Below are 12,330 nucleotides of genomic sequence, written 5' to 3'. Positions count from 1 at the left end.
ACGCGACGGCCTCTTGAATGGCATGTTCGTTGTATCGAGGGGGATGCATGTACTGCGCTGACTGCCGCGAAGAGCGGCGTGGCAAGGACTTCTGGTGTGCGTTGTGTGGCGCGCGGATGACGGAGCGCGCGCGTGGGGTCATCGAAGCGGAGCTGACGCACGTTCAATTCCTGCTCGATGAGCTGACGCGATGGGAGTCCTCGGAGGTTCCTTCCAACGTCCGGCGCTTCATCTCGGAGCGGTATGAGCGGCAGGCGCGCATCCTCCTCGCGGTCCTGACGGAGCTGCCTGCAGCGGGCTCAGCGGAGGCGGTCAGCGTCGTGGCTCCGACGGCCGTGGCGCACGCGGACGTCGCGGTGCCAGCGGAGGCCGTGACGGATGCGGTCATGGCGTCCGCTGCCGTCGCATCAAAGCAGGAGCCTTCCGCGCCGCGGGAGGCCGCGTCCGTAGAGCCGGTGGCCGAGGTGACTCCCGCCGTGGAGGCGCCGGGACTCTCCGAAGCGCAGGTCCGGGCCGAAGCGGCTGCTTCGTCGGAGCCAGTGGGCGTCGCGGCGCCATCGCACCCGTCCGAGCCGGAGGCCGACGCAAGCGTGGAGGCCGCGCCCGAGCACGTGGATGCCCCGCTCCCAGCGGCCCCGCCTGTCTGGATGCCGCTGCCCGAGAACCCGGCGGAGCCCTACGCGGAGCCGCCGCCAGCGCGGAGCCTCACCGCGCGCCTCGTCGAGGAGACCTCCACCTGGAATCGCGTGTGGAGGCCGTTCCTCTACGAGAGCCTCATGTGGTTCATCGGGGCCTTCCTCATCCTCTCCAGCGCCCTCTACCTCGTGTTCGAGAGTTGGGCGGGGATGTCGTCCGACGGCCGCTCGCTCACGGTGTTCGGGCTGACGGCGGGTTACTCCGCGGGCTTCACCATCTGGGGCGCGTTCCTCGCCAGGCGCGAGGCGCTGCGCAAGCCGGGGAACATCCTGGGGCTCATCGGCTCGGCCGTGGCTCCGCTCGCGGGCATCGCGCTGGGACCCATGGGCCTGGGGGACGTCTTCCAGTTGGGAGGCGTTGGCACCGGATTGCTCATTCCCGCGCTGCTGGTGTGGGCGGGCGTGGCGGCCTTCCTGGCGCGCAAGCCGCTGGAGGCCTTTGATTCCACGTCCCGTCCCTTCATCCAACTGGCGCTCGTGGTCAGCACCTTGATGATGGGGTTGGCGCCGCTCGCCGTGGGGCTGGGCGGCCTGGCGCTGTGGCTCAACGTCCTGCCGTGCGTGCTCTTCTTCCTCTTGTCCTCGCGTCCGTCACCCGCGCCGCGAGAGGGCACCGCGCTCGCTTTCGTCGTCGCCGCGCCGCTGTACCTGCTGCTCCTCTATTTCACGCGCCTGCATGTCGCGCTGGCGGACGCGGACGTGGCGGTCTCCGTGGGCACCTATGCCCCGTTCGGCGCCTTTCTCCTGGCCACCGCGTTGCGCTTCCGCACCCTGGAGGCCGAGCGGGGCGCGGATTCGCTGTCCATGGGCGCGGTGTCACTGCAGGCCACCTGCCTCATCGCCGCGGCGATGGCCCCGGCGCCAGCGTTCTTCGTCACGGCGGCGGTCGTCTCGTGGACGTCGCTGTCGCTGTCGCGCGGCGGCGTCGCCCGCATCCGGTGGGTCTACGCGGCCTACGCGAGCACGTACCTCGCCTATGCCTCCTTCTCCCAGCTCATCCCCGGGCCGGTGCGTCGCCTCATCGATACGGTGAAGGCCTGGCTCGGCTATGTCACCGAGCCGCTGCCCCTTCAGTTCGGAGCGCTGTCCGCGCTGCCCTTCATCTGCGCGGGCGCGCTGTTCGCCGTCTCGCGGCTGTGGCGAGGCCAGCGCACGGGCAACGCGCGGGACCTCGCGCTGGCGGAGGTGCTGCTGCGCGCCACCGCGGTGGCCAGCCCGCTCTTCGTCTTCCTGGGCATGACGGGGCCGGACGCCCGGCCCTCCTTCTGGAGCGCGCTGGCGCTGGCGGTGCTGTGTCTCGTCCTGGGCCTGCTGGTGGAGCGCTTCTTCCTGACGATGGTGGGGGCGGGGCTGGCGCTGTTCCTGCCCTTCCAGGCCTACGCCGTCCTGGGCGCGTCCGTCGGCGCGGTCGCCTCGGGGGCGCTGGCCCTGGTGCTCGCCGCGGTGAGCATGCTGTGCACCGCGCGCACGCGCGTGCTGCTGGGCGCCGTCGTGGGCGTGGTGGCCATGGCGGGGTTCCTCATGGGCCTGGTGGCCGGCGAGGGCTTCACGGCCGTGACGGGCATGGCCCTGTGTGGCGCCGCCGCGGTGCTCGTCGCCTGGGTGCTCCAGCGCGCCTCCCTCATGGCGCTGGCGTCCGTGCTGGCGGCGGCCGTGCTCCCGAAGCTAGCGGGTGAGCTGTCGTCCGCGGCGGTGGCGCCCACGCTCGCGGCGGTGGCGCTCGGACTCGCGTTGCTGGGGCTGCGGGGTGGGCTGGTGCGGTGGTTGGGGCTGCCGGGTGTCTTCTACGCGGTGCTCGCGATTCCCTGGGGCGTGCTGGCCCGGGTGCCGGGGCTGGCTGGCGTCATCCTGGTGTCCGCGGGCGCGGTGGCGGTGGCGTCGCGGACCTTCCCGGTGGTGCGTCCCCTCGCCGTGCTCATGTCGGCCCTGGCGCTGGTGCACGACATCCCGAAGCTCTATTCGCCATGGGGTGGCTGGATGTCGCCGGGCCTGTCCGTGGCGCTGTTCTGCTGCTGGGCCCTGGGCGCCTCCGTCGCCGCGGCGCGGTGGGGCCGCAGCCTCAGCGCGACGGTCGCCGGGCTCGTCGCGCTCGTCTTCCCGCTGACGGCCCTGCTGGGCACGCGTTCATCGGAGCACGCGCCCCTCCTGCTGGGGGCGGCGCTCGCGGCGCTGCTCACCGCGCGCGTCTTGCCCGCGGCGCTGAGTGTCTCCGTGGCCGCGCTCTATGCGCTCATCGCGACGTTCAGCTTCGGCGCCGTGCCGTTGTTGTGCCTCGCCGGGGTGTTGAGTCTCCTGGCCGTGCTGGAGGAGGTCCCCGCCGTCTCGCGCGTGGGGGCGGGTGGTCACCGCTTCGCCCTGGCTGCGACGGTGGCCGCCGCTGGGGTGCTGGGTGTCGCGGTGGTGAAGTGGGACGACGCGGGGCTGCCGTTGCTGCTCGTGGGCACCTGTGTGCTGCCCCTGCTCTGGACGCGCGCCAACCGGCAGCCGTTCTTCGCGTCGCTCCCCGTCCCGTATTCCTTCGTGGGCATCGCGGTGGTGGGCGGCGAGTTGCCCGCGTGGATTCAGGCGCTCCCGCTGCTGAGCCTGGCGCTGGTGCGGGTCGTGGCGCACGTCCCCGTCGCGGCGTCGCTGCTGCTGCGCTCGCGTGAGGAGGCCCCTCGCCAGGCGCTGTCCGCGTGGATGCAGGGCTGGCTCGCCGGGGTGGCGCTGCCCGTGCTCGTCGTCGAGCTCAGGCCGTACCATGTCCCCACGGCGCTCTATGTGCTGTTGGCGTCGCTGGCGCTGATGCCCGGAGCGCGCCCCAGCTTGCGCGTGTGTGGCTCCGCGCTGGTCTTCCTCTTCTTCCCAGCGGCCCGTCCCCTCGTCATTGGCCTGTTGCTCGCGCTGGCCATCGCGGAGACGCATTGGCCCGCTCGCGTCTGGGCGTTCTTCCGGAGCGCGCCGGACAAGGCGCTGCGGCCCTGGGTCGTCGTGTCGGCGCTCATCCTCGCGGCGCTGCCCGTCATCGATTCGCCCACGCCGTCTCAGTTGGCCACGCTGGCGGGGGTGCTGACGCTGGCCGCGTTCCTGCTGTCTCAGCGCTGGCTGCTGGCGCCCGCCATCTGGGCGTTGGCGCTGGCGCCCATGGGCGCGTCCAGCGTGAGTGCGCTGCTCGAGCGAGGGTTCGACGCGGGCCTGTCCGTCATCGCCGTGGTGCTGGGCGCGGCCGTGGCGTCCGCCGTGTGCCAGTCCGGGGACATCCAGCGCGCGCTCACGCGGGCCTTCGCGAAGGTGTTGCCTCCGCTGGAGGACACCTGGAGCGAGCCGCTGTGGGTGGGCAGCGCTGGCGCGTTGGGCGTGCTGCTGCTGGAGCGCCTGCTCCTGGTGGGCCCTGGCTCGTTGCCGCTGCCGGTGGCGGTGGGCGCCGCGGTGACGGCATGTGTGTTGATGGTGACGCGGGAGCGGTGGATGGCCAACGTGGCCACCGCGTTGCTGGGGGCCTCGCTCGTCGCCGCCGTGGACCCGCTGTGGGTGCCCGCTGTCGTCAGCGGAACAGGGCTGGCGCTGTGCCTCATCGGGGCGCTCGTGGACGCTCGCGGTGGGCGCGTGGGCGCCTCGCTGCACCATGGCGGCTGGGTGCTGGCGCTGCTGTCGCTCGCGGGCTTGCGCGAGCTGGAGCACGTGGGCACCCCGCTGACGTTCCTCTTCGGCGTGGGCGCGGCGTGGGCCGTGGTGTGGCGGCGCCGCGAGCGTGAGGTGGTGGGGTGGCTGGCCTCGCTCGCCGCCGTGCACGGATGGCTGCTGTACCTGGGCGCGGTGTACTCCAGCGGCCGGGGCGCGGCGTTCATCCTTCCGTACTTCGGCGCGGCCAGCGCGCTGCTCGCGGCCCTCTCACTCTTCGTGGCCGGCAGGTCGCGGCGCCGGAGCGTGGGGCACGGCTTCGCCGGGGTGGCGCTCTTCGAGGTGATGGCGGGGCTGGCGCTCGTGGACACGTCGCTGGGCGCGCTCCGCGAGGGCCTGGTGGCGAGCGTGGCGCTGGGCGTGCTGCTCGTCGCCCTGGTCCGCCGCGCGGCCACGGAGAAGGAAGAGGCGTCCGCCTACCTGGCGCAGGCGGTGCTCGCGCTGGGCTATCTCTCCGTTCGCATGCTGGGAATGGGGGCGCACCCGGGCCCCGGCGACAGCCTGGCGGCCCTGGTGGGCGGCGCGCTGTTCACCGGCCTCTACTTCTTCGCGCAGCGCGAGGGTTCCTCCCTGGCGTGTTTCCGCCGACCCGCCTTGTTGGGCGCGTACCTCTTCCCGATGGCGGGGTTGCTCTCCGCTCCGTGGGGCGAGCCCCTTCACGTCGCGGCGCTGATGGTGGGGTATGCCGCGCACTTCGCCGCGCTGGCCACGCACCCGCGGCACCGGGGTCTGGCGTCGCTGACGTCGGTGGTGGCGTTCAACGCGGCGCTGCTGCTGGTGTGGCGGGGGACGGGCGCGGGAGAGGCGCAGTTCTATGTCATCCCCGCGGGGCTCTCCCTGCTCGCGCTGCTGCGCGTGTTCCGGGAGGCCATCGAGGAGGAGACCTATGCCCGGCTGCGCGCGCTGGCCGTCACCGCCATCTACGTGGCGGGGGCCTGGAAGCCGCTCATGTTCAATGACGGCGGCTCGATGCTCCTGTGCGTCACGCTCTGCGTGGTGGGCGTGGCGTGTGGCATCGCGCTGCGCATTCGCTCCTACGTGTACCTGGGCACGGCGTTCCTGGTGACGTGCATCGCCGCCAACCTGGTGCGCTTCGGCATGCGGGACCACCGGATTGCCGCGGCCTCGCTGTTCGTTCTGGGACTGATGGTCATTGGTTCCATGGTGTTGCTCAGTGCGCACCGCGCGGCGCTGCTCCAGAGGTATGCACGGGTGCGCGCCATGCTCGCGACCTGGGAGGGCTGACACCGGGAGTTCTTGGCGGACGGCCTGGGAGGTGGTCTTGAATGCGGCCTCTCATGTCGCTCCGCCTTCCACTCCTCGCCGTCTTCCCCCTCGGCCTGCTCGTGGGGTGTGCCGCCGTGACGCCGCGCCCCTCGGAGCCCGTCGCAGCACCGGAGGTGGTGACGGTGTCCGCGCCAGGAGGACTCGCGGCGCCGGTGCCGGTGACGACGGTGGAGTTGGGGGCCGGCCCGGCGTCACCCACGCACTGGGTGAGCGCGGGCGTGCTGGAGGCCACGCTGCGAGCGGCCGAGCAGGTGACGGGGCCCGCCAGCACCACGGGGCGGTTCTGGGACGTGGTGCTCACGCCCACGCGGATGTCGCGCTCCATCGTCCAGCGCTCCCTCCAGCTCGTGGGCATGCGCAGCCTGCGCCGTGTCAGCCGCGGCGTTCCGGATGATTGCTCCGGCTTCGTGCGCCTGGCGTACCGCTCCGCCGGCATCGACCTGGTGGCGCACGGCTTCCGTGCGGGAGAGAACGCTGTCTCCGCCATCTTCCGCCGCGCGGTGGAGGTCGGCTCCGTCCACCACCAGCCGCCGCGCCCCGGAGACCTCGTCTTCTTCCGTGAGACGTATGACCGCAACCGCGATGGCCGCCGCAACGACGGCATGACACACATTGGCGTGGTGGAGGCCGTGGATGCCCATGGCACCGTCACCTTCATCCACCGGGGCGGCAAGGGCGTGGCGCGAGGCCGGCTGAACCTGTCCTTCCCGACGAGGCACCAGTTGGAGCAGGGCGGGCCCGTGGTCAACGACTACCTCCGTCCCGCGGCGAAGGGCTCGCGGGCCTATCTCGCGGGAGAGTTGTTCGCGGCCTTCGCGTCGCCTGAGGGGCTGTAACTTTCCAGCGCACGGCTCACACCCCGCGTGGCTTTGAAGATGTGCCGCGCTGAGGCGTCATGGGTGGCATGCGACTCGCCCTTGTCATTGGCTGTCTGATGCTCGCTTCGGGTTGTGTCATGCACACCCGCTCGCCTCCGCGGCGTCCACCGCCGCCTCCGCCGCGCCCAGTGGCGATGACGTACAAGGAAGCGGTGAACCTGGGCTTCAACCAGTGCCGCTCGCGTGGCTACGAGTGCCGCCTGAAGGACGCGGACCGCAAGGGGCGGGACGTGTGGCGGGTGAAGTTCCACGCCTTCGCTCGCGGGGCGAGGGGCCACCTGCACCTGGACTTCGACGCGTACTCGCGAAGCCTCCTGCGGGTGGACGAGAAGGTGAAGGCCCGCCGACATGACTGGGACGATGACGACGACCGGCGTGGGCGCGGGCACGGGCACGGCAAGAAGAAGGGGCACGCGCGGCGGGATGACTGAGAGCGGGGACAACGACACGGACTTTCCGTAGCTTGGAGCCTTCCTCGCTCTGGAAAGCGTCTCATGGCAACTCGACTGGGCGTCACGGTCCTGCTCTTCGCCCTCCTCGCTGCGTGCTCCACCCCGCGTGGAATCCGCCTCGACATGGGGCAGGGCTCGCCCCTGGAGTACAGGCCGTCTTCCTCGAATAAGTCCGTGAAGGTGGACGCGGGAGCATTCGAGGAGGCGCTGGCGCGGCTGGTGCTGGAGGTGCCCCTGACGCTCCGTGCTCCCCAGCAAGGCTTGCTGGTGCGCGCCTCCCACTCGGGAAGCAGTGCTGACGCCCGCTGGCAGCGTCTGATGCGCAAGAGCTTTGGCGGCCTCTGCGAGCCCGGCCAGCGCAGGGCCCACTGCCTCTCCCTGCTCGACATAGGGCCTGGCCTGGGCGAGTGGGATAAGTTGGGTGTGGCCTTGGGCCTGTCGCTGGAGCCTCTCAAGGAGAGCATCGCTCGGGCGGTGGAGAAGACCCTGGCACCCCAGCTCTTCTACACTGTCATCGCCACGGGGCTCGTCACCTGGGCCGTGCTGGCGGCGAATCCCGAGCCGGTGTTCACCAAGGCGGCGGCCATCGTCTCCGCGGTCCTGCTCATCTACCTGGGATTGGAGACGTTCCTGGAGGTGGTGGACGCGAGCCGGGAACTGAAGCGGGCCACGGACAGGGCCACGACGTGGATTGAGCTGGAGCAGGCCGGCCAGCGCTTCGCCCATCGGGTGGGACCGGAGGTGGCGCGTGTCTTCGTGCTCGCGGTCACCGTGGTGGTGAGCCATGGCATGGCTGGAGGCGCCGCGTGGCTGGCGTCGCGGCTGTCGATGCTGCCGAGCTTCACCGAGGCAGCGGCGGCCGGGGCCTCACGGATAGGCCTCAGCCTTTCGAACGTGGGACAGGTGCGTGCGGTAGCCGTTGAAGGAAGCACCGTCGTCATCTCCCTGCCTGCCACAGCGGTCGCCATGACGGCCCAGGCCGTGAGAGGAGCCGTAGCGGGAGTCAGTCCTATCGGTTTCAGGTCCTGGGGCTCGTCCAGCGGCCTCAAGAGCGCCTTGGGGTCGGCGGGACCTGGCAGGAACTGGCACCACATCGTCGAGCAGACACCGGGCAACGGGGACCGGTTCGGGCCTCATGCTCTGCACAACACCGAGAACGTGATCGCCATTGATGAAGGAATTCACCGGAAGATCAGCGCGTACTACTCGTCCAAAGACCCTCGCTTCACAGGCGGGAAAACCGTGAGGCAATGGCTGAGTGGTCAATCCTTCCAGGCCCAACGCGAGTTCGGCTTGACGGTCCTCCAGGGCTACGGAGTCATTCCATGAAGGCCCGCAACATCCAAAGGGCTAGCATCGAGGAGCTTGTCCACGAGTACGAGCAGGCGGCGGTTGCCTATGGGCAGGCGCTAGCCGCTGCGAACCATCGCGCTGCCAATCGCGCCCACGACAGGATTGCAAGTGCCTACCGTGAACTCCGGAGGCGAGCGGCAGCCTCCCATCTTCTCCCGCTGTTGAAGAACGAGAACGAGAACGTCAGCTCATGCGTGGCGGCACACGCGCTTGAGTTCGCACCAGAGCAGGGGGAACCTGTTCTGTTGGATCTTGCGGCCCGTCCAGGACCCATCCGAACACCAGCCGAGTACGCGCTCAAGGCTTGGCGCGAGGGTACGCTCAAATTCCCGTGAGACAATGGATTGTCATGCATTATTATGAAACCCAGCGTGCATATGGCGCTGCCGATCCGCGAGATGCGTGGAGCGATGGCCACCACAAGTTCCATTCAGGAGCGACAAGAAGTGCCTCTAACGTTCTTGGGTTCCCCTGTGTCGTGCAGCGCATACTGGGCGCCAATTCTATCACCCTGCTTTCTTGACGAACTCAGGTGCATAGAGAGCGACCTCCGAGGGGCAAACATTCTGCCGCCCCCTGCGTCGGTCCTCAGGTTTCTCCAAACGAATCGGGTCAAAGGCGTTATTCTAGGAAAGGACCCGTATAGCACTCCCGGAAAGGCAACAGGGCGCGCGTTTGAAGTTGGCGGTCTTCGTTCGTGGCGGGACTGTCCCAATGATTCGATTTTAGAGATATTAAAAGCCCTTCACCGTTCGTTAAGGGGACGCACGGAAAAGGCCGAGAAAGCAGAGATTCTTGAAGACCCAGAGTTTGTGATTCTTCCACCTGATGGGCTGTTTGAGCACTGGGAGAATGAAGGAATCCTCCTCTTGAACACCGCCTTGACGTGTGTCCCGCAGCAGGCAGGGGCACACTTGGTGCTGTGGGCCCCAATTATTAATCGGATTATAAGGTTCTTGCGAGCGCAAGCCGAACCTCCCGTTTGGTTCCTGTGGGGTTTAGAGGCTCAAGCCTACGAGGTCATGCTCGACCCAAAACAAATCATCTCCCGCGAAGTGCATCCCAATCCACAAGGGAAGCAGAGCGAGAAATCCTTTGGGACTACTGCGTCATGCTTTGTCAGTGGCTTGTTCGATTGGTATGGAATAAACGCAAACGCGTTGCCCATCACGGATCATCCGACACCGACAAACCCATAGGAAGAATGGGACCTATTGAGAGTAGTGGTCTGGTGTAGAGGGCCCGAGGAGGGTTGCGGATGGCTGTCACCGGACCGGTGGAGAGGCCGTGTCGCCCGTTGGGGCACACACCAGTCCAAGCTGCGATCCCTCAAGGGGGCGCTATCCACGACTCTGACTGCGAGACATCCGGTACGTAATTGGTGCGTAGTCGGCCGGTCTCCGGTGAACGCGGGCGAAGGCCAACGGTCAGTAGTTTCAGGGGCATAGCCACCACCACCCGAGGACCGAGGGGCCCTTCAAGGGTAGGGAAACCGCCGCTCTATCCAACTGCTCTACGGGGAAGTCATCCCACGGGCCCTCGCCTCAAGGGCTGCCGGAGTCAGTTACTCGTCTTCTTGAGTGACTTGATGGCGTCCGCCGCCGCGTCGTGGCCGCAGTCCTTGCTGCCCAGGAGGCCCTTCTCCTTGGGCAGCGTGGTGACATGCTCCAGGGCGGGGATGGCATCCGCGTCACCCAGGCCCGCGAGCCGGTTGGCGGCCTGGGTGCGGATGCCGCAGTCCGGGGTGTTCAGCGCCTCGCTGTACGCGCGGACCAGGTCCACCCCGTCCGCCGCCTTGGCGAACTCCAGGTAGCGCAGCGCGCCCCACTGGCGCAGGGAGTACGCCTCCTCGGCCAGGTCCTCGTAGTGGGCGCGCACGCGGTCCTTCGGGAGCCGGGCCAGGGACCGCTCCAGGACCGTGAGCGGCTCCTTGCCGTAGTCCTCCGCCAGCCCGTCGAGGATGAGCGGCTCCACGTCCTCGAGCTCCTCCTCCTTCAGGTGGTTGAGCGCGGTCCGTTCGCTGATGTGGTGCCCCTTGGAATGGTGCGCCGCCACGCGCGCGCGCCGCAGCGAGGGCAGCTCCTTCTCCTCGTCGGTGGCGCCGTCCATCAGCGCCAGGGCTTCGTCCAGCTTCCCATCCTCCAGCAGCGCGAAGGCCCGCGTGCCGGCGTCGCTGCGCTGGCCCAGCCACGCGGCCCCGGCGCCCAGGAGCACCACCGCGCCGGCGACCAGCGCCGCCTCGCGCCGCCGCTGATGCAGCAGCGCTCCCAACCCGGTGGGCAGCTTCACGGCCTGGAGCTTCGCCAGCAGGGGGGCGAGCGCGTTGCCCCGGCTGCCTTGCGAGGCGAAGCGGTCTCCGAAGGGCGGGCCCTCCGCGGCGCGCTGGCAGCGGTAGAGCTGGAGCTGCTCGTCGCGGCCGGGCAGGGCAATGGCGCCGCAGGGCTCGGCGGTGACCTCCGCGCGGTTGCGCGCCAGGTTCACCGCTTCGGTGAAGGTGACCTCGCCCGCGCTGGCGACATGCTCCACGGCCTCGACGACCTCCATGGGCTCGCCCAGCACGGTGTCCGGCGTGGCGAGCACCTCGCCCGCGTGCAGGCAGACGCGCACGTTGAGCCGGTCCACCTCCGGCACCGCCTGGTTGTGCCGCCACAGCCGGTCCTGCATGGCCATGCCGCACAGCACGCCCGCGGTGGGGGAGCGGAACACCACCAGCAACGCGTCCCCGCGCTTCTGGACCAGCCGCCCGTCGTGCTCCTTCACCAGGGGCATCAGCAGCTTGTCGTGCGTCTCCAGCATCCGCGCGTTCTCTTCGTGCGTCTGCCGGCTGGTGCGCTCGGTGAAGCCCTGGATGTCGGTGAGCATCACCGTGAGGTTCTGCGGCTTCACCGCCAGCGCGCCGCCGCCTGTCACGGCGGCCATGCTGCCGGAGACCTTCATCCCGAAGGACGCCGTCCCCGTGCGCGGCGCGGACGCCACCGGCAGGGCGCCCGAGGCCGCGCCGCCGCTGGGGGCCACGCCGAACGCGGCGGTGCCACTGCTCGCCTGCGGCGCCGGAGCGACTCCCGCGAAGGCCGCGGTACCCGTGGGGCCCGCACTGCTCCCCGTGGCGCTCCCGGTGCCGAATACCGACGTGCCGGACGAGGGCGTGGCGCCGCTCCCCGGCGGCGGGACGTAGGCGGGGGTGCCCAGGCCGGGCGTGAAGGCGGAGAGGGCCGAGTGCGCCGCGGCCAGCGCGTCCGCCAGCTCGTGCGCGCTCTGGGGACGCTTGCCCGGGTCCTTCTCCAGCAGGCGCATCACCAGCGACAGCAGGCCCACGTAGCGCGACAGCGTGGGGGCCGCGCGGTCCAGCGGCAGCGGCGCGGCGGAGGCGTGCTGCGACAGGAAGTGGCGCGGCAGGGGTCCGTCGAAGGGGAGCCGCCCGGACAGCACGCGGTAGGTCAGCACGCCGAACGAGTACAGGTCGCTGCGCGTGTCCACCTTCGCACCCACCGCCTGCTCCGGCGACAGGTACTCCGGCGTGCCCAGCACCACGCCAATCTGGCTGACGCTGCTGGCGGCGTCCGGCTCCACGAGCCGGGCGATGCCGAAGTCCAGCAGCCGGGCCTGCTCGCCCCGGGCGCTCTTGGAGATGAAGACGTTCTCCGGCTTCAGGTCGCGGTGGATGATGCCCTTCTCGTGGATGGCGGCCAGGCCCTCCGCCAGCTGCTGGAGCAGCGGCAGCCCGCGCCCCGGGGGCATGGGGCCTGGGGTGAGCACGTCGTACAGGCTCTCACCTTCGACGAACTCCATGACGAGGCACGCGTGGTCGCCGGACTCGCCGAAGTCGACGATGCGCACCACGGCCGGGTGCTCCACGGCGGAGAGGAGGCGCGCCTCGCGCTTGAAGCGCTCCGCCATGCCGGCCTGGGCGTGGAGGTCATGGTGCAGGACCTTGATGGCCACCTTGCGGCCTAGGGAGACCTGTTCGCCAAGGTAGACCTCTCCCATCCCGCCCGAGCCCAGCGG

At 69.8% G+C, this 12,330-nt stretch carries 6 protein-coding genes; 5 read left to right on the top strand and 1 reads right to left on the bottom strand.

All coding sequences use genetic code 11. The features are described 5' to 3' along the window. Positions 1-47: 47 nt before the first annotated feature. From G4D87_RS04920 to G4D87_RS04900, 5 genes are all read left to right on the top strand, one after another. Entirely contained in the window at positions 48-5,600 is a 5,553-nt protein-coding gene (locus tag G4D87_RS04920; RefSeq protein WP_240358018.1) for a ribonuclease E domain-containing protein, read from the top strand. A gap of 41 nt (positions 5,601-5,641) precedes the next feature. Beyond that, positions 5,642-6,478 carry a CHAP domain-containing protein gene (locus tag G4D87_RS04915; RefSeq protein WP_163779449.1) on the top strand — a complete coding sequence of 279 codons (837 nt, stop codon included), beginning with the start codon at positions 5,642-5,644 and terminating at the stop codon, positions 6,476-6,478. 68 nt (positions 6,479-6,546) lie between these two features. Beyond that, positions 6,547-6,951 carry a hypothetical protein gene (locus G4D87_RS04910; RefSeq protein WP_240358016.1) on the top strand — a complete coding sequence of 135 codons (405 nt, stop codon included), beginning with the start codon at positions 6,547-6,549 and terminating at the stop codon, positions 6,949-6,951. A 63-nt stretch (positions 6,952-7,014) separates the two neighbouring features. Then, positions 7,015-8,301, top strand: a complete 1,287-nt coding sequence (sitA5, locus tag G4D87_RS04905) for a SitA5 family polymorphic toxin (RefSeq protein ID WP_163779445.1) — start codon at positions 7,015-7,017, stop codon at positions 8,299-8,301. Continuing rightward, positions 8,298-8,660, top strand: a complete 363-nt coding sequence (locus tag G4D87_RS04900) for a DUF2019 domain-containing protein (protein ID WP_163779443.1) — start codon at positions 8,298-8,300, stop codon at positions 8,658-8,660. Before sitA5 ends, G4D87_RS04900 begins: the two co-directional genes overlap by 4 nt. A gap of 1,225 nt (positions 8,661-9,885) precedes the next feature. Here the strand turns inward: G4D87_RS04900 and G4D87_RS04895 are convergent. Continuing rightward, positions 9,886-12,330: protein kinase domain-containing protein (locus G4D87_RS04895; protein ID WP_275902260.1), on the bottom strand; the 2,445-nt coding region annotated here is incomplete at its 5' end.

The organism is Myxococcus vastator (assembly GCF_010894475.1).
Taxonomy (GTDB): domain Bacteria; phylum Myxococcota; class Myxococcia; order Myxococcales; family Myxococcaceae; genus Myxococcus; species Myxococcus vastator.
The sequence above is the reverse complement of the archived record's forward strand: the minus strand, read 5'-3'. Positions and strand labels throughout refer to the sequence as shown.

Bases quoted from the DNA above. Each gene is read 5' to 3' on its own strand.
- sitA5 (WP_163779445.1), top strand. From the start codon at position 7,015: ATGGCAACTCGACTGGGCGTCACGGTCCTGCTCTTCGCCCTCCTCGCT.
- G4D87_RS04915 (WP_163779449.1), top strand. From the start codon at position 5,642: ATGCGGCCTCTCATGTCGCTCCGCCTTCCACTCCTCGCCGTCTTCCCC.
- G4D87_RS04920 (WP_240358018.1), top strand. From the start codon at position 48: ATGTACTGCGCTGACTGCCGCGAAGAGCGGCGTGGCAAGGACTTCTGG.
- G4D87_RS04900 (WP_163779443.1), top strand. From the start codon at position 8,298: ATGAAGGCCCGCAACATCCAAAGGGCTAGCATCGAGGAGCTTGTCCAC.
- G4D87_RS04910 (WP_240358016.1), top strand. From the start codon at position 6,547: ATGCGACTCGCCCTTGTCATTGGCTGTCTGATGCTCGCTTCGGGTTGT.